At 75.2% G+C, this 16,847-nt stretch carries 18 protein-coding genes; 11 read left to right on the forward strand and 7 right to left on the reverse strand.

The features are described from left to right. Positions 1–84 precede the first annotated feature (84 nt). From Q3W71_RS17220 to Q3W71_RS17230, 3 genes are all read left to right on the forward strand, one after another. Complete coding sequence (locus tag Q3W71_RS17220; RefSeq protein WP_302920349.1) at positions 85–993, forward strand: alpha/beta hydrolase; 909 nt, start codon at positions 85–87, stop codon at positions 991–993. Continuing rightward, positions 990–2,111, forward strand: a complete 1,122-nt coding sequence (locus Q3W71_RS17225; protein ID WP_302920350.1) for an acyltransferase family protein — start codon at positions 990–992, stop codon at positions 2,109–2,111. The genes Q3W71_RS17220 and Q3W71_RS17225 overlap by 4 nt, the downstream gene beginning before the upstream one ends. A 279-nt stretch (positions 2,112–2,390) precedes the next feature. Continuing rightward, a complete protein-coding gene (locus Q3W71_RS17230) occupies positions 2,391–2,552 on the forward strand; it encodes a hypothetical protein (protein ID WP_302920351.1) in 162 nt (53 codons plus the stop codon). A 49-nt stretch (positions 2,553–2,601) separates the two neighbouring features. Here Q3W71_RS17230 and Q3W71_RS17235 read toward each other — a convergent pair whose 3' ends face one another. Genes Q3W71_RS17235 through Q3W71_RS17245 form a run of 3 tightly spaced genes read right to left on the reverse strand, consistent with a single transcriptional unit; the run spans position 2,602 to position 5,641 of the window. Next, the gene (locus tag Q3W71_RS17235) at positions 2,602–3,552 is read right to left on the reverse strand and encodes a VWA domain-containing protein (RefSeq protein ID WP_088992960.1); all 951 of its coding nucleotides are present in this window, start codon (positions 3,550–3,552) and stop codon (positions 2,602–2,604) included. Further along, entirely contained in the window at positions 3,549–4,556 is a 1,008-nt protein-coding gene (locus Q3W71_RS17240; RefSeq protein WP_302920437.1) for a DUF58 domain-containing protein, read from the reverse strand. Before Q3W71_RS17240 ends, Q3W71_RS17235 begins: the two co-directional genes overlap by 4 nt. Continuing rightward, positions 4,535–5,641, reverse strand: coding sequence for a MoxR family ATPase (locus tag Q3W71_RS17245; protein ID WP_302920352.1), 1,107 nt, complete (start codon positions 5,639–5,641; stop codon positions 4,535–4,537). Before Q3W71_RS17245 ends, Q3W71_RS17240 begins: the two co-directional genes overlap by 22 nt. A 236-nt stretch (positions 5,642–5,877) precedes the next feature. On the opposite strand from Q3W71_RS17245, the gene Q3W71_RS17250 reads away from it, so the two are divergent. The 3 genes from Q3W71_RS17250 to Q3W71_RS17260 all read left to right on the forward strand — a co-directional run bounded on the left by Q3W71_RS17250 (position 5,878) and on the right by Q3W71_RS17260 (position 8,268). Next, complete coding sequence (locus Q3W71_RS17250) at positions 5,878–6,120, forward strand: hypothetical protein (RefSeq protein WP_302920353.1); 243 nt, start codon at positions 5,878–5,880, stop codon at positions 6,118–6,120. 22 nt (positions 6,121–6,142) lie between these two features. Next, positions 6,143–6,715, forward strand: a complete 573-nt coding sequence (locus tag Q3W71_RS17255) for a PH domain-containing protein (RefSeq protein ID WP_302920354.1) — start codon at positions 6,143–6,145, stop codon at positions 6,713–6,715. Between the two features lie 83 nt (positions 6,716–6,798). Further along, positions 6,799–8,268 carry a PH domain-containing protein gene (locus Q3W71_RS17260; RefSeq protein WP_302920438.1) on the forward strand — a complete coding sequence of 490 codons (1,470 nt, stop codon included), beginning with the start codon at positions 6,799–6,801 and terminating at the stop codon, positions 8,266–8,268. 79 nt (positions 8,269–8,347) lie between these two features. Here the strand turns inward: Q3W71_RS17260 and Q3W71_RS17265 are convergent, their stop codons facing one another. Together Q3W71_RS17265 and Q3W71_RS17270 are read right to left on the reverse strand one after the other, a co-directional pair. Next, a complete protein-coding gene (locus Q3W71_RS17265; protein WP_302920355.1) occupies positions 8,348–9,379 on the reverse strand; it encodes a phosphatase PAP2 family protein in 1,032 nt (343 codons plus the stop codon). A 57-nt stretch (positions 9,380–9,436) separates the two neighbouring features. Further along, a complete protein-coding gene (locus tag Q3W71_RS17270) occupies positions 9,437–10,039 on the reverse strand; it encodes a CGNR zinc finger domain-containing protein (protein WP_302920356.1) in 603 nt (200 codons plus the stop codon). An 83-nt stretch (positions 10,040–10,122) separates the two neighbouring features. Between Q3W71_RS17270 and Q3W71_RS17275 the strand changes: the two genes are divergently transcribed. The 3 genes from Q3W71_RS17275 to Q3W71_RS17285 are packed head-to-tail and all read left to right on the forward strand — an operon-like array spanning position 10,123 to position 11,746. Next, a complete protein-coding gene (locus tag Q3W71_RS17275; protein WP_302920357.1) occupies positions 10,123–10,458 on the forward strand; it encodes a VOC family protein in 336 nt (111 codons plus the stop codon). Positions 10,459–10,514: 56 nt separating this feature from the next. Further along, a complete protein-coding gene (locus Q3W71_RS17280; RefSeq protein WP_302920358.1) occupies positions 10,515–10,919 on the forward strand; it encodes a thioesterase family protein in 405 nt (134 codons plus the stop codon). After that, entirely contained in the window at positions 10,916–11,746 is an 831-nt protein-coding gene (locus tag Q3W71_RS17285) for an MBL fold metallo-hydrolase (RefSeq protein ID WP_302920359.1), read from the forward strand. Before Q3W71_RS17280 ends, Q3W71_RS17285 begins: the two co-directional genes overlap by 4 nt. 16 nt (positions 11,747–11,762) lie before the next feature. Here Q3W71_RS17285 and Q3W71_RS17290 read toward each other — a convergent pair whose 3' ends face one another. Continuing rightward, positions 11,763–12,698, reverse strand: coding sequence for a PfkB family carbohydrate kinase (locus Q3W71_RS17290; protein ID WP_302920439.1), 936 nt, complete (start codon positions 12,696–12,698; stop codon positions 11,763–11,765). A 105-nt stretch (positions 12,699–12,803) separates the two neighbouring features. Here Q3W71_RS17290 and Q3W71_RS17295 point away from each other — a divergent pair, with 105 nt between their 5' ends. Continuing rightward, complete coding sequence (locus tag Q3W71_RS17295; protein ID WP_302920360.1) at positions 12,804–13,196, forward strand: nuclear transport factor 2 family protein; 393 nt, start codon at positions 12,804–12,806, stop codon at positions 13,194–13,196. Positions 13,197–13,540: 344 nt separating this feature from the next. Continuing rightward, positions 13,541–14,641 carry a lytic polysaccharide monooxygenase gene (locus tag Q3W71_RS17300; RefSeq protein ID WP_302920361.1) on the forward strand — a complete coding sequence of 367 codons (1,101 nt, stop codon included), beginning with the start codon at positions 13,541–13,543 and terminating at the stop codon, positions 14,639–14,641. 99 nt (positions 14,642–14,740) lie between these two features. Here the strand turns inward: Q3W71_RS17300 and asnB are convergent, their stop codons facing one another. Beyond that, positions 14,741–16,702 (reverse strand): asparagine synthase (glutamine-hydrolyzing), encoded by a 1,962-nt coding sequence (asnB, locus tag Q3W71_RS17305; protein ID WP_302920362.1) that lies wholly within the window; start codon positions 16,700–16,702, stop codon positions 14,741–14,743. Between the last annotated feature and the right edge of the window lie 145 nt (positions 16,703–16,847).

The following is a 16,847-nucleotide window of genomic DNA, read 5'->3' on the forward strand; positions in this document are numbered from 1 at the left end:
CGAGGACGGCTCCCCGGGGTGACGCGCCGGCGGTGGCCGGCACCGCACGCTGCCCACCGTGACGGACACGGAGGGAGCGCGGTGATGCGGTGCAGGGGTGTGCTGAAGGTGGCGCTGGCGACACTGCTCGGCGCCGGGGTGGTGCTGCCGGCGCGGCCGGCCCCGGTGGCCGCGGCCGGCTTCGTCGAGCGGTACCCGGACACGGCGGCGGCGATGCGGGCCGCCGGCGCGCCGTACGCCGACTGGGCCGAGCGCGGCCGGCGGTTCCTGGCCTTCGACCCGCGCGGCGACGGGCTGGCCGTCGAGGTGGTCGGCGACCTGGCCGGCGCGGACCGGATAGCGGTGCTGGTGCCCGGGGTGGGCTGCACGCTGCGCGACTTCGACCGGGGGCTGGGCGGGGTGGCCCGGCGCGCGCCGGCCGTGCAGGCCGCCGAGTTGCACGCCGCGCTGCGGGCGGCCGACCCCGGCGCCCGGGTCGCCGTGCTCGCCTGGCTCGGCTACGACCCGCCCGACGGGGTGCTCACGGCGGCCGGGACGACCGCCGCCCGGCGCGGCGCCGCCGCGCTGTCCGACCTGCTGGCCGAGCTGGCCGCGCGCCGGCCGGGCGCCCGGGTCACCCTGGTCGGGCACAGCTACGGCGCGCTGGTGGTCGGCCTGGCCGCGGTGCGGGCGCCGGCGCAGGTGACCGACGTGGTCACCCTCGGCGGGATCGGTGCCGGCGCCGACCGGGCGGACCGGCTCGGCGGCGTACGGGTCTGGGCGGCGGAGACGGAGACGGACTGGATCCGTCGGGTGCCCCAGCTGCGCCTGCCCGGGCTGGGGCACGGGATCCGGCCGGCGGACCCGGCCTTCGGCGCCCGGCCGCTGCCGGTGACCGGGGTGAGCGGGCACGACCGGTACCTGAGTCCGGAGGCGGCCACCCTGGGAGCGGTCGCGTCGGTGGTGCTCACCGGCACCGCCGACGCCACGGCGACGCACGGAGCGGCGCGGTGAGCCGGGACCGCGCGATCGACGCGCTGCGGGCGTACGCGGTGGGCGGGGTGGTGCTCGGCCACTGGCTGGTCACCGGCCTGGTGCTCGCCCCGGACGGCACGCTGACCCAGGCCAGCCCGCTGGCCGCGATGCCGTCCCTGGCGCCGGCCAGCTGGCTGTTGCAGACGCTCGGCCTGTTCTTCTTCGCCGCCGGGTACGCCTCGGCCCGCTCGGCCGCCCGGCAGCCCAGTGGCCGGGTTTGGCTCGCCCGCCGGCTGCGCCGGCTGGTGCTGCCCGCCGTGGCGCTGCTCGGCATCGGGGCGGCGGTGCTGCTGGCCGCCACCGTGCTGGGCACCCCGGACGGCACGCTGTCGGTGGCGCTGACGCTGACGGTCAGTCCGCTGTGGTTCCTGCTGCCGCTGCTCGTCCTGGTGGCGCTGACCGCACCGCTGCGCGCCGCCGTACGCCGGTGGGGTGCGCTGCGCTGCGCCCTCCCGGCGGTGGCCGTGGTGGCCCTGGCCGACCTGGCCGGCCGGCTCCATCCGCAGGTCCCCGGGCGGCTGCCGGTCGCCGTGCTGGCCGCGTGGGCGGTGCCCTACCTGCTGGGGCTGGCGCACGCCGACGGCCGGCTCGCCGGCCGGCGGTCCGCGCTCGGGCTGGCCGGCGCCGGAGCCGCCGGGCTGGCCGGCCTGCTGGCGCTCGGCTACCCGGTCAGCGCGGTCGGGGTGCCCGGCGCGGCGGTGTCCAACCTGCACCCGCCGTCGCTGCTCGCGGTGGCCCTGGCGGTGACCCAGGTCGGGGTGGGTCTGGCGGCCCGGCCGGTGCTGGCCCGGCTGACCGGGCGGAGGTGGCCCGGCTGGGCGGTGGGCCTGGTCAACCGCCACGCGGTGCGGGTCTACCTCTGGCACCAGCCGGTGCTGGTCGGGGTCACCGTGCTGGCCGCCCGCGCCGGTGTGGCCCTGCCCGGGCTGCACACCGCGCCGGACGGTCCGGGCTGGCTGGTGGCCCGGCTCTGCTGGTTGCCGGTGCTGGCCGCGGTGCTGCTGGTGCTGGTCCGCGGGCGGGTGACCGGCGACGCGGCGTCCGCCCGGCGGGCCGGGCGCCCACCGATGGACGGCGTCGCGCGACCGGTCGGCTGAGTGCGGGGGCACGCATCGGCGGGTGTACGATGATCGGCGTCTGCGGGCCGTCGTGCGGCCCGCGTTCCGGGCCCCGCCGACCGCAGGAGGTGATCGCTGTGCGAGATAGCGATCCTCCCAGTCGTGGCCGGGCCGACCGTCCGCTCCGCTGAGCCACGACTCAGCAGGTGAGCTGACCCGCTCCCCGCACCGCCCGCTTCCCGGCCGATCGCCGGGGCGGCCGTGCCGCGCCGCCCACCGGGCCGGCGCTCCGGGAGCCGCCCGGTCACGACTTCGTGTGTGTGCGTCCTGATCCACCCGCACGGTCCGCGCCCCTTGCACGCCGGGCCGTCCAGCCGCCACCCGGAGCTGTCCATGAGCCGCTACCTCGCCCCGCTGGGCTTCACCCTCGCCGCCGTCTGGGTCGCCGTCGTCTTCGTACTGGCCGGCGCGGGTCACTGACCCGCACCGGCCCGGCGCGCCCCGGCACGACCGGCCGGCGCGCCGCCCGTCAGAGCATCCGGGAGGACCAGAGCAGGCTCAGCGCCCCCGCGCAGAGGGCGAGCAGCAGGGCCACTCCGGCATACCACTGGGTGATCTCCCGGGGCTGGGTACGGAACCCGATCGAGCTGCCCATGTCCTGGTAGACCTGCTTGAGTTCGCTCACCGAGGCCGCCTCGTAGAAGTAGCCCTCGGTGGTCTCCGCCAGCTCGGCCAGGGCCAGCCGGTCCACCGGCACCCGCTGGAGCTGGCCGCCGATGTCCACCTGGCCGGCGTCGGTGCCGAAGGCGATGGTGGAGACCGGCACGTTGGCCGCCTGGGCCGCGGCCGCCGCCTCCTCCACCGACCGGCCCGAGGTGCGGAACCCGTCGGAGAGCAGCACGATCCGCGCCGGCGGGATCCCGGCGGCGCCGTCGGCGGGCACCGAGCGGATCGCCTCCAGGCAGGTGAAGACCGCCTCCCCGGTCGCGGTCGCCTCGGCCAGCACCAGCCCGTCGATCGCGCTGGTCACCGCCTCCCGGTCCTTGGTCGGCGGCACCAGCACGTTCGCCGCCTTGGCGAACGAGACCAGCCCGAGGTTGTAGGTCTCGGGCAGCTCGCCGACGAACTGCTTGGCCGCCTCCTGGGCCGCCTCCAGCCGGTTCGGCGCCACGTCGTCGGCCTGCATGGACAGCGACACGTCGATGGCGAGCATGACGGTCGCCCGCTCCAGCGGCTGCTTGGTGTCCACCGCCGGCCGGGCCAGCGCGGTGGCCAGCACCAGCAGGCAGAGCAGGAACGCGGTCGCCGGCACGTGCCGCCGCCAGCCCAGCCCCTTCGGGGCGAGGGTGCGCAACAGGTCGACGTTGGTGAACCGGACGGCGTACGCCCGGCGGTGCAGCTGCCGCCAGACGTAGAACGCGGCCAGGGCGAGCACCGGCAGCACGGCCAGCAGCCACCACGGTTGCAGAAAACGGATCATCGTGTCGTCCCCCGGGTGCGGGCGTGCCGCTGCGCGGCCACGAAGCGCACCATGTCCAGCAGCCAGTCTCGGTCGGTACGCAGTCGCAGGTGGGCGGCGCCGGCGGAGCGCAGCGCGGCGGAGATCTCCGCGCGCTGGGCGGCCGCGGCGGCCGCGTAGCGGTGCCGCAGCGCCGGATCGGCGGTCTGCACCTCGTGCAGCTCACCGGTCTCCGGGTCGACCACCGGCAGCACGCCGACGTCGGGCAGCTCCAGCTCGCGCGGGTCGACCACCTCGACGGCCAGCACGTCGTGCCGGACCCGCAGCTTGCGCAGCGGCCGGACCCACTGCGCCGGCGGGGCGAGGAAGTCGGAGACCACCACCGCGACGCCGCGCCGCCGGGGCGGCCGGTTCAGCATGTCGACCAGCCGGCCCAGGTCGCCGCGCCCGGGGCGGATCTCGGTGCCGGCGATCGCCCGCAGCAGGCCCTGCGCCTCCTTGCGCCCGGACCGGGCGGGCAGCCGGGTGTACACCCCGGGACCGGCGACCGGCCGGGCCGCCCGCCACCGGCCGGCCGGGGTGGGCGGTGCCCCGCCGCCGCTGCCGATCACCGCGCCGATCCGGTTGCCGCCGCGCACGGTGAGGTGGGCGATCGCCGCCGCGGCGGCCACCACCACGTCGCGCTTGAGCCACTGCCCGGTGCCGAAGTCCAGGCTCGCCGACAGGTCCACCGCGAGCCACGTCTCCAGCTCCCGGTCGGCCACCGTACGCCGCACGTGCGGCGTGGTCGTGCGCGCGGTGACCGGCCAGTCCATCCGGCGTACGTCGTCGCCGGGGCGGTACTCGCGGGACTCCCCCGCCTCGCTGCCGGGCCCGGGCAGCAGGCCGGCGTAGTCGCCCTGGAGCAGGCCGTCGAGCTTGCGGGTGACCAGCAGTTGGAGCCGGGACAGCACGGCCTCGCTGCGGTCGGCGGGGGCGCCGAGGGGTCGACGGGTGGGTGAGGTCACGGCCGCTGCCCGGGCCAGCCGGCACCCGGCGGGGCGGCGGCCGGCGTCGGCGTGGCCTGCTGCCGGGGTGCGACCGAGGGCAGCGGGATGGTGGACATCACCCGGTGCACCACGTGGTCGGCCGGCACGTCGTCGGCGAGCGCGTCGTAGCTGAGCACCAGCCGGTGGCGCAGGATGTCCGGCGCGATGTCCTGCACGTCCTGCGGCAGCGCGTAGTCCCGGCCGCGCAGCAGGGCCAGCGCCCGGGTGGCCCGGACCAGGCCGAGCGACGCGCGCGGGCTGGCGCCGTACTGGATGAGCTGGGCCACGTCCGGCATGCCGTGCTCGGCCGGGCTCCGGGTGGCCAGCACCAACCGGACCGCGTAGTCGACCAGGGCGTTGTGCACGAAGACCTGGTCGGCCTTGCGTTGCAGGGCGAGCAGATCCGGGGTGCTGAACACCGGGGTCGGCTCCGGCGGGGCGACGCCCATCCGGTAGACGATCTCCCGCTCCTCCGCGTCGGTCGGGTAGCCGACCACGATCTTCATGAGGAAGCGGTCCCGCTGCGCCTCGGGCAGCGGGTAGACGCCCTCCTGCTCGATCGGGTTCTGCGTGGCCATCACCAGGAACGGGTCGGGCACCCGGTGCGTCTCGCCGCCGATGGAGACCTGCCGCTCGCTCATCACCTCCAGCAGCGCCGACTGCACCTTGGCCGGCGCCCGGTTGATCTCGTCGGCGAGCAGGAAGTTCACGAAGACCGGCCCCAGCTCGACGTCGAACTTCTCGCTCGACTGCCGGTAGATGCGGGTGCCCATGATGTCGGCCGGCACCAGGTCGGGGGTGAACTGCACCCGGGCGAAGGAGCCGCCGACCACCTTGGCCAGGGTCTCCACGGCGAGCGTCTTGGCCACGCCGGGCACCCCCTCCAGCAGGCAGTGACCGCGGGCGAGCAGCGCCACGAACATCCGCTCCACCATCCGGTCCTGCCCGACGATCACCCGTTTGATCTCGAACAGCGCCCGCTCGAGCAGGGTCGCGTCCTCGGCCGGCGTGGTCGCCGGCGCGCTGGTCTCCGGGCCGGCCCCGTTCGGGGTCGGTACGTCGGGCGTGGTCGGCTGGGCCACCGGTCCTCCACAGCATGGTCGGTCGTCGCGGGGTGGTGCGTATCAAGACTCGCATGCCCGGCTGAGAGCCGAGGTGGGGAGAAGGCGATTTTCGCCGCGCCGTCCCCGGGCTACCGAATCGCGGATCACGGACTTACCGGGACCGGCCCGGCGCGTGTACGATTCACCCCGTCGCCGGGCGGCTCCCCCCGTGGCCGCCCGGCGCTCACTCTTCCGTCCCGCCTAGACTGGCCGGGATGAGCACCCCCTCCCCGCCCGACGGGGTCGCCGACTCGGCGCTGATCTGCTCGGCGCGCGGCTGCCGGGCCCCGGCGCGGTGGGCGCTGCGGTGGCGCAATCCCCGGCTGCACGACGCCGAGCGGCGCAAGACCTGGCTGGCCTGCGCCGAGCACCGCGCCACCCTCGGTGATTTTCTGGACGCCCGGGGCTTCCTGCGAGAGGTCGTACCGGTGTCCGGATCGCCTACGCTCGACGTGTGAGCGCGCACGACGGATGTCCACGGTGAGCGGTGCCGAGCCCGAGGGCCGCGTGCCCGCCGATCCCGCCGGAGCGCCGGCCGGCCCGGGCGCACCGCCCGGTCCGCCGCCCGGCCCCCTGGAACCGTGGCCGGCCACCGTCCGCTGGCAGCCCATCTCGACGGACCTGATCTGGGTGGAGCTGCTCCGGTTGGCCGCGGTCGTCGGGGTGGTCCTGCTCGGGCTGGGCATCGGCTGGGCGCTCAGCGGGCACTGGCTGTTCGGCGCGGCGCTCGGCGCGGTGCTGCTGCTCACCGCGTTGCGCGTGGTGGCCGTCGTCCGGGCGGTCCGGGCCTGGGGTTACGCCGAGCGGGAGGACGACCTGCTGGTCCGGCACGGGCTGCTGGTCCGGCGGCTGTCGATCGTGCCGTACTCGCGGATGCAGTTCGTCGACGTCAGCGCCGGCCCGCTGGAGCGGGCGTTCGACCTGGCCACCGTGCAGCTGCACACCGCGGCGGCGGCGAGTGACGCCCGGGTGCCGGGGCTGCGCCCGGCCGAGGCGTCGCGACTGCGCGACCGGCTCACCGCGCTCGGCGAGGACCGGGCGGAGGGCCTGTGAGCGACCCGGTCGGCAGCGGCCCGGCGCAGCCCGGCCCGGACCAGCCGCGGCACGGCGCCGAACCGGTCGCACCCGGGCCGGCGATGCCCGGCACCCGACCCGCCACCCCGCCGGCGGACGTCCCGCCGCCCGGCGCGTTCCCACCCGGCGCGTTCCCACCCGGCGCGGCCCCACCGCCCGGCGCCTTTTCGCCGCCGGGCGGGCTGCCGCCGCCGGGCGCGGTGGAGCCGCGGCAACGGCTGCACCCGCTGAGCCCGGCGCTGCACGGCGCCAAGTCGCTGGTGGTGGTGATCGCCGGCCTGTCCTGGTCGACGCTGTCCCGGGTGGGCTTCGGCTGGTTCGCCGCGATGGTGGTGGTGATCGCCCTGGGCGCCACCGTGCTGTCGGTGGTGAGCTGGTACAACACCGGCTACCACGTGGTCGGCCGCGAGCTGCGGGTGTACGAGGGGCTGCTCTGGCGGCGCACCCGGGCGATCCCGCTGGAGCGGCTCCAGGCCGTCGAGGTGGTCCGCCCGCTGCTCGCCCAGCTCACCGGCCTGGCCGAGCTACGGCTGGAGGTGGTCGGCGGGGGCAAGACCGAGGCCCCGCTGGCGTACCTGAGCGTGGCCGACGCCGCCGCGCTGCGCCAGCGGCTGCTGGCCCTCGCCGGCCGGGTCGCCCCCGGGGCGGCGGGGCCGGCCCCGGCGGCACCGGGCGCGCCGGCCCCGGCGGCGGTGGCCCCGGAGGACGCCGCCGTCCCGCCCGGCCGGCCGCTGCACGCGGTCCGCAACGAGGATCTGCTGGTCAGCCAGTTGCTCACCCCGCAGGCGTTCTTCCTGCCGTTCGGGCTGGCCTTCGTGGCGGTGCAGTTCCTCTCCGAGGGGTCCTGGTCGTTCATCGCGGTGGCCAGCACGCTCACCGCGATGGCCGGCGTGCTGCTGCAACCGGTCCGCCGGGTGCTCGACGACTGGAACTTCCGGCTGGCCCGGGACGAGGGCACGCTGCGGGTGCGCAACGGCCTGCTGGAGACCCGCGCTCAGACGGTGCCGCTGCACCGGGTGCAGACGGTGGGGGTGACCTGGCCGCTGCTGTGGCGGGTCAAGGGCTGGCTCCGGCTGCGGCTGGAGGTGGCCGGCTACTCCGCCGGGGAGGCCGACGAGCGCAACCGGCCGGACCGGCTGCTCCCGGTCGGTGACCTGCCGACCGGCGAGGCGATCGTCGCCGAGGTGCTGCCCGGGGTGCGGATCGGCGCCCTGCCGCTGAGCCCGCCGCCGGCCCGGGCCCGCTGGCTCAACCCGCTCAGCCGGGGCGTGCTCGGCGCCGGCCTGCACGACCGGGTCTTCGCGGTCCGCTCCGGGCTGCTCACCCGGCAGGTGGCGATCGTGCCGTACGCCCGGATCCAGAGCGTGCGGGTGGTGCAGGGCCCGCTCCAGCGGCGGTTGCGGCTGGCCACCGTGCACGCCGACACCGCCGGCGGCGCGGGCGCGGCCGCCCGGGACCGCGACCTGACCGAGGCGTGGGCGCTGGCGGCGGAACTGACGGCCCGGGCGCACGCCGCCCGCCGCGCCGGCTGACCGCCCCGGGCCCAGGGGGCCGGCGGTCACCGCACGAGGGCGGGTGGCCGGACCATCCCCGCGCGGGGTCGGGCCGGGGTCAGCGGGCCGCGGGTACCGCCGGTGGCTCGGCGGCGGCCGGCGGGTCGCTCGGGCCGGCGTCCGGCTCCGGCGCGGGGCGGCGGGCCCGGCGGGCCGCCCACCAGCGCTCGGCGAGGCCGACCACCAGGAAGGTCATCCCCACGTACGCCCAGCCGACCAGCACGTCGATGACGTAGTGCTCGCCGCAGTAGACCAGGGTGAAGGTCATCGCCAGCGGGTAGGCCAGCAGCAGCGGCCACCAGCGCCGCCGGGTCTGCCGGATGAAGAACAGCACCACGAAGAGTGCGAAAGCGGTGTGCAGCGACGGCATCGCGGCGACCGGGTTCGAGGCGATCTGGCCGGCGTTGAGCAGGTTGCCGGCGCCGTGCATGCCGAACGCCTTCCAGCCCCGGGTGGAGATCCGGGCCACCTCCTCCAGCAGGCCGTTCTGCGCCGCCCACCAGGGTGGGGCGGCCGGGTAGAGGAAGTAGGTGACCAGGCCGGTGGCGCAGAGGAAGCCCCAGCGCCGCATGAACGCCGCCCAGCGCCCCCGGTCGCGCAGCCAGAGCACCGCGGCGGCGGCCAGCGCCACCACGAAGTGCGAGAAGTAGACCCAGCTGGCCAGCACGTCCCACCACTGCACCGCCGGCCGGTAGAGGTGCTCCTGGAGCCACACGGTGGGCACCTCACCGCCGGTGGCCCAGCCGAACATGAACCGGTCGGCGACGATCAACTCGTACGCGTGCGGGGTGGCGCCGTTGTCGGCGAACCCGCGGGAGAGGTTGTAGACCGCGAGCAGCAGCACCACCGGCACCCAGTCCCGGGCGAAGCGCAGGTGGCTGCGCCACGGCCGGGTGGAGTTCCAGGCGATGGTCGCGGCCCAGATCCACAGGAAAGCGTACGCCGGGTCGGTGGGCAGCCCGATGGCGAGCCAGCCGGCGACGAAGGCCACCCCCCACACGGTCATCGCGACCACGCGGCGGCGCCCGCCGTCGGACGACGCGGGCGGGTCGGTCGGGGCGGGGGGCTGGGGGTCAGTCACGACGGCCATCGCGGTCAAGGTTAACGGCGGGTCCGGCATCGACCGACGCGGACCGCCCCGGGCGGGTCAGCGTCGCGAACCGGTGCGGCGCTGGTGGGCGGCGCGCGCCTTGGCCCGGTTGCCGCAGATCTCCATCGAGCACCAGGTACGCCGGCGGTTGCGGGAGTGGTCGTAGTAGGCCCACCGGCAGCTCGGTTCCCGGCACGCCTTGAGCCGGCTCCAGGTGCCCAGCGCCACCGCCTCGGCGACCACGGCGAGCAGCCCGGCCAGCGCGGCGTCGACGGGCGCCCGGGCGGCGGGCACCAGCCGGGGCGGGTCGACCGTGACGTCGAGCACCAGCGGCAGGTCGCGGGTCAGCTCGGCCAGTCCGCTCCGGGCGGCCGGGTCCAGGCCGTCCGCCCGGGGGCTGGGCACCGGTTCGGTGTTGTTCTCGGCGATCAGCGCGCGGATCCCCTCCCGGACCGCGCGGGCCCGGTCGAGCTGCGCCGCGGTGGCCGTGCTGCCGGCGGGCACCAGGCCGCGGGCGTGCAGCCAGTCGACGAGCCGGGCCGGTGTGTCGAGGTCGTCGCGGCCCTCGTTCCGGGTGTTGACGAACGCCTCGATCCGGTCGAGCGGGGCGGGCGCCGCGTCGCCGTCCGGCGGGGCGGCGGGGACGGCGTCGGGTGCCATGGGGACATCCTAACCGGCTATTGACCGTAGCCGGTTACCTAACTAGCGTACGGCTCACGTCGGTTAGAGGAAGGGATCCGATCATGAGCATCCGCATCGGCAACGTCGGCATCGACACCAACGACCTGCCCCGCGCCACCGCGTTCTGGCAGGCGGTGACCGGCTACCAGCTCGCCTCCTCGGACGAGAGCGGCAACTACCTGGAGGATCCGGCCAAGGCCGGCGTCGGCCTGTGGGTCCAGCTGGTCCCCGAGCCGGCGACCGGCAAGAACCGGCTGCACCTGGACCTCTTCACCGCCGACCCGGCCGCCGAGGTGGCCCGGATCCGCGGGCTCGGCGCCAGCGAGGTCCGGGCGTTCGACGGCTGGACCGTGCTGGCCGACCCGGACGGCAACCAGTTCTGCGTGGTCGCCGCGTAGCCGCCCGGCGGCCCGGGAGACGGACGCGGCAACGCCCGCTCGTCTAGGCTTTGTCCATGCGGGAACAGCCGGAGCACGCCGTCACGCCGGGGCTGACCGGCCGGGTGGAGTTGACAGTCACCGACGCCGACACCGCCCAGGCGGTCGGCTCCGGCGACGTGCCGGTGCTCGGCACGCCCCGGGTGCTCGCGCTGGCCGAGGCGGCCACGGTCGCCGCCACGGCGACCCGGATCCAGCCCGGGTCGACCACCGTCGGGGTCCGGGTCGAGCTGGAGCACCTGGCCGCCACGCCGGTCGGCCGTACGGTGGTGGCCGAGGCGCGACTGGCCAAGGTCGACGGTCGCCGGCTGCTGTTCGAGGTCAGCGTCACCGACGGCGGCGAGCCGGTGGCCGAGGGTCGGGTGGAGCGGGTGCTGGTCGACCGGCAGCGCTTCGTGGAACGCGCGTCCCGGGCGTCATGACCGGCCGGTTCGTCGAGGTCGCCGACGGGGTGCACGTCTACCGCGAGCCGCTGCTGCGGGTCAACGTCACGCTGGTCGTCGGCGACGGCGCCGCCCTGCTGGTCGACACGCTCTCCACCGCCGGGCAGGCCGCCGAGCTGGCCGCCGCCGCGCGGGCGGTCACCCCGCACCCGTGGACGGTGGTGAACACCCACCACCACTTCGACCACTGCTTCGGCAACGCCACGCTCGCGGCCGACCCGCCCCGCCCGGTGTACGCACACCCGCTGGCCGCCGAGGAGCTGCGCGAGCGCCCGGACCGGCTGCGCCGGGAGGCGTACGAGGAGATCCGCGACGAGTACCCGGCGCTGGCCGGGGAGCTGGCCGACACCGTACTGCTCGCGCCCACGCACACCGTGCACACCGAGGCCACCCTCGACGTCGGCGGGCGGGAGGTGGTGCTGCGCCACCCCGGTCGCGCGCACACCGCTGCCGACCTGCTGGTGCACGTGCCCGACGCGGACGTGCTGGTCGCCGGCGACCTGGTCGAGCAGAGCGGCCCGCCGGCGTTCGAGGAGTCCTACCCGTTGCAGTGGCCGGACGCGGTGGCCGAGCTGCTCCGGCTGACCACCCCGTCGACAGTGGTGGTCCCCGGGCACGGCGAACCGGTCGACGCCGAGTTCGTCCGCGCCCAGCACGCCCAGCTGGTCGAGCTGGCCTGGCTGATCCGGGCCGGGCACACCGGCGGCGCGCCGCCCGAGCGGGTGGCCGCCGAGGCACCCTTCGGGGCCCGCCCGGCGCTGGCCGCCGCCCGCCGCGGCTACGCCGAACTCGACGGCACCGGCTGACCCGCCACCGGGCCGGTCAACCGGCGAAGCGGCGGATCACCTCGGCCCGGGTCGGCATCGCGGTGGCGCCGCCGGGCGACTCGCAGACCAACCCGGCCACCCGCAGCGCGAACGCCACCCGCTCGTGCCAGCCGGCCGGCTCGACCGGCTCCCCGTCGGCCAGCAGGTCGGCGACGAGCGCCGCCATCACCGAGTCGCCGGCGCCGGTGGCGTCCACCGCGCGTACCTTGGGCGCGGGCACGCGTACCGGATCGGCGCCGGCGGCGGCGACCACCGCGCCGGCCGCGCCGAGCGTGACCACGGCGGTCGCCGCGCCGAGCTCCCGCAGGTACGCCGCCACCCCCTCGACCGGCTCGCCGGGATAGAGCAGCGCGGCGTCGGCGGTGCTGAGCTTGACCAGGTGGGCGCCCGCGGCGAACTCGGCCACCACCTCGCGCAGCCCGGCCAGCGCGGCCGGGCCGTCCAGCAGCCGGGGCCGCACGTTGGGGTCGAAGACGCGCAGCCCGGTGGCGAGCGACCAGGCCCGCCGCGCGGCGGCCAGCACCGACGGTTGGAGCAGCACTATCGAGCCGCAGTAGAGCACACCGGCCCCGGCGACCAGGTCGGCGTCCAGGTCGCCGGCGGTGAGCAGCCCGTACGAGGGCGGTTCGCCGTAGAAGCGGAAGTCCGGTTCGGGCCCGGCGAAGGTGGCCACCGCCAGCGCGGTCGGCGTGGGCACGGTGACCGCGCCGGCCAGGCCCACCCCGGCGTCGGCGAGGAAGGCGCGGATCCGGCCGGCCAGCACGTCGTCGCCGAGCGACCCGACGAACTGCACGTCGCCGCCGAGCCGGGCCACCCCGACCGCGACGTTCAGCGGGCCGCCGCCGATCGCCTGCCGGTAGACCGGTTCCCCGTCGCACTCGGCGTCGAGCAGGTCTACCAGTGCCTCGCCGAGCACCACCGCGTACCCCATCACTGTCCCTCCGTCGTCACCGGTCGCGCCGCCCGCCGGAAAACCGGCCCGTCCGTCGACGCTCCTGGGGAGATCTTGTCGCACCAGGCTGGCACAGTGCGCGGCATGACGACCGCAGAAGACACGGTATTGGCGTACTGGGAGGCGTGCGAGGCGCGGGACTGGCCACGGGTGGCGACGCTGCTCGCCGACGAGGTGGTCTACCACCTGCCGCAGACCCGGGAGCGGATCCGTGGCCGGGCGGCCTTCCTCCGGTTCAACCAGGAATACCCGGGCGACTGGCACGTCACGGTGACCCGGGTGACCGGCGCCGGTCAGCGGGCGGCCACGTGGATCACCTGCACTGTCGACGGGGCCGACCAGCCCGCGGTGAGCTTCTTCGACCTGGACGACGCCGGCCGGATCACCGGCATCACCGAGTTCTGGCCGGAGCCCTACGAGCCGCCGGCCGGGCGGGAACACCTGGCCGAGCGGTACGGCCCCGCCGCGGCGGTCTGACCGGGCGACCACGTCCCCGCGCCCGGGTGGCCGCCGAGCCCCGCTCTCGGCGGCCGTCCGCACGGGTGGCCGCCAGCCGTCGACTGGCACATCGAGACACGGCTATTGCGTCCCGCTCCGGAGCGTGGTGGGATGACGCATGCCGGGCGGTGCGTGGGCTGCGCCCCGCCGGCTGCCGGGTTCTTCCGCGAGGGCACCGGCCCGCAGGGGCGGGCCGTCGGCGGCGCGCGCCCACCGGGGCCGTCGCCGCGATCGTCGTATCCGCTCGTCGCCGTGGGGCCGCCAACCCCACGCGCTTCCAGCGGGGTGGCTCGGGCGGCACGCCCCGCGAGTCAGGAGAACCCGTGTCCCACCGTTCCCGAACGGCCGCGTTGCTCACCGCGGCCGCGACCCTCCTCGTGGGGGCCGTCGCGCTGGTCAGCGGCCCCGAACCGGCCGCCGCGCACGGCGCCGCGATGACCCCGGGCAGCCGGACGTTCCTGTGCTGGAAGGACGGCCTCACCGCCACCGGTGAGATCCGGCCGAACAACCCGGCCTGCTCCGCCGCGGTCGCGCAGAGCGGCGCCAACTCGCTCTACAACTGGTTCAGCGTGCTCCGCTCCGACGCGGGCGGCCGGACGGTCGGCTTCATCCCCGACGGGCAGCTGTGCAGCGGCGGCAACACCGGTTTCCGCGGCTACGACCTGGCCCGTACGGACTGGCCGCTGACCCACCTGACCGCCGGCGCGCGGATGGAGTTCCGGTACAGCAACTGGGCCCACCACCCGGGCACCTTCTACTTCTACGTGACCAAGGACAGCTGGAGCCCGACCCGGCCGCTGGCCTGGAGCGACCTGGAGGAGCAGCCGTTCCTGACGGTGACCAACCCGCCGCAGCGCGGCGCGGTCGGCACCAACGACGGGCACTACTACTTCAGCGGCAACCTGCCGACCGGCAAGAGCGGCCGGCACATCATCTACTCGCGCTGGGTCCGCTCGGACAGCCAGGAGAACTTCTTCGGCTGCTCGGACGTCACCTTCGACGGCGGCAACGGTGAGGTCACCGGCGTCGGCCCGGGCGGCACCCTGCCGCCGGACCCGACCACCCCGCCGCCGAACCCGACCACTCCCCCGCCGAGCCCGACCACGCCGCCGCCGCACAGCGGTGACTGCATGGCGGTCTACCGGGTGGTCAACTCCTGGCAGGGCGGTTTCCAGGGCGAGATCACGATCATGAACCACACCAACGCGACCTGGTCCGGATGGACGGCCACCTGGACCTGGCCCAGCGGCCAGTCGATCAGTCAGATCTGGAACGCCGCACAGGCCACGTCCGGTACGTCGGTGACAGCGAGCAACCTCTCCTGGAACGGCACGCTCGCCCCCGAGGGCACCACGACCTTCGGCTTCCTGGCCAACAGCACCGGCACCAACACCCTGCCCACGGTCACCTGCACCGGCCGCTGACCCGCTCCCCCACCCCGAAATGATCAAGAGGTTTGCGTCGTCCGGGAACGTTCCGGCGACGCAAACCTCTTGATCCAGGTGCGGGCGGCCCGCTCGGGGTCAGCGGACCATGGACCCGACGACGGGCTTGGTGAGCAGGGCGGACTGGTTGCGCTGGATGCCCGGGTCCAGGGTCTTGGCGACGAAGATGGCGTGCCAGACGCAGAAGATCAGCACTGTCCACACCTTGCGGGAGTGGTCGGCCTCCTCCCGCTTGTGCTCCTCCAGCAGCCGCAGCGCGTACGACAGGTCGAGCAGGTCGCCGGCGCCGGAGGTGGCCAGCACGTGCCGGGCCCACTCGTACATCTCGCCGCGCAGCCAGACCCGGGTCGGGGTCGGGAAGCCGAGCTTCTTGCGGTTGACGATGGCCGGCGGCACCACGCCCTGGAGGGCCTGGCGCATCGCGTACTTGGTCGCGTCGGAGCGGGGCGGCAGCTTGAGGTCCACCGGAATCTTCGCCGCCACGTCGAACACCTCACGGTCCAGGAAGGGCACCCGGACCTCCAGCGAGTGGGCCATCGAGATCCGGTCGGCCTTGACCAGGATGTCGCCGCGCAGCCAGGTGTAGAGGTCGACGTACTGCATCTTGGTGACGTCGTCCAGCTCGGTGCACTCGGCGTAGATCGGCGCGGTCACGTCGGTGTAGCGCACCGAGGGGTCGTAGCGGCGCAGCAGGTGCTGCTTCTCCTCCTCGGTGAACATCCGGGCGTTGCCGTAGTAGCGCTGCTCGATCGGGGTGGTGCCGCGCTCCAGGAAGCTCTTGCCCTTCACCCCCTGCGGGATGGCCTTGGAGACCGCCCGCAGCCCCTTCTGCACGCCGCCGGGCAGGCCGTTGACGGTGCTCAGCGAGAGCGGCTCGCGGTAGATGGTGTAGCCGCCGAAGAACTCGTCGGCGCCCTCACCGGAGAGCACCACCGTGACGTGCTCGGCGGCCTTCTTCGCCACGAAGTAGAGCGGCACCAGCGCCGGGTCGGCAACCGGGTCGTCCAGGTGCCAGACGATCTTCGGCAGCGCCTCGATCATGTCCTGCGGCCCGATCTTGGTGGGGATCGTGGTCACGTCGAGGTGGCGGGCCGAGTCCTGGGCCACGTCGATCTCGGAGTAGCCGGGCACGTCGTAGCCGACGGTGAAGGTGAGGATGTTCGGGTTGAACTCGCGGGCCAGCGCGACCACGGCGGTGGAGTCGATGCCGCTGGACAGAAACGAACCGACCGGCACGTCCGAGCGCATGTGCATCCGGACGCTCTCCCGCAGCGTCTCCCGGATCTCGTGGTAGAGCTTCTGCTCGTCGTCGACCGGCGCCGGCCGGAACACCGGCCGGTACCACCGGCGCACGTCGATCCGGCCGCCCGGGCTCCAGGTCAGGTACTCCCCGGAGCCGATCCGGTTGATCCCCTTGTGCAGGGTGCCCGGCTCTGGGACGTACTGCAGCGTCAGGTAGTGGCTGAGGTTGGCCGTGTCGATGCCGGCGTCGCCGGAGTAGTTGGAGTGCGCGAAGGGCAGCAGCGCCTTCTTCTCCGAGGCGAGGTAGAGCCCGTCCGCGGTCTCCAGGTAGTGCAGCGGCTTGATGCCGAAGTAGTCGCGGGCGCCGAACGCGCGCCGCTCCTGCCGGTCCCAGATGACGAAGGCGAACATGCCGCGCAGCCGGGTGAGCACCTGCTCGCCCCAGTAGTGGTAGCCGGCGACGATCACCTCGCCGTCGCCGTTGGTGGCGAACTGGGCGCCGTAGTCGCGGATCAGTTCCTCGCGCAGCTCGATGTAGTTGTAGATCTCGCCGTTGAAGGTCAGCAGGTAGCGCCCGCCGGCGTAGGGCAGCGGCTCGTGGCTGAGCGCCACGTCGATGATCGCCAGCCGCTTGTGGGCGAACACACCGTCCGCGTAGCGACCGGAGGCGTCGCCGACCACCTCGACACCGGTCTCGTCCGGCCCGCGGTGGTGCAGGCATTCCAACGCTCCGGCGATGTTGTCGCGGTGGGCCGCGGCGTCACCGCGCGCGCTGAAGAAGGCCAGGAGTCCGCACATGGGGGTCATCTTTTCACGCGACCGGAGCGGACGTCGCGGCACCGTTGGCTCTCGTCCGGGCCCGGGCGGCGACGGCGTCCGGCACCGGGCGGGGACAGTGTCCGGCACCGGCGCTCCGGCGGTGTGCCCGGGGCCGGCGGGTAAC

The organism is Micromonospora sp. C28SCA-DRY-2 (genome assembly GCF_030519475.1).
Lineage (GTDB): Bacteria > Actinomycetota > Actinomycetes > Mycobacteriales > Micromonosporaceae > Micromonospora.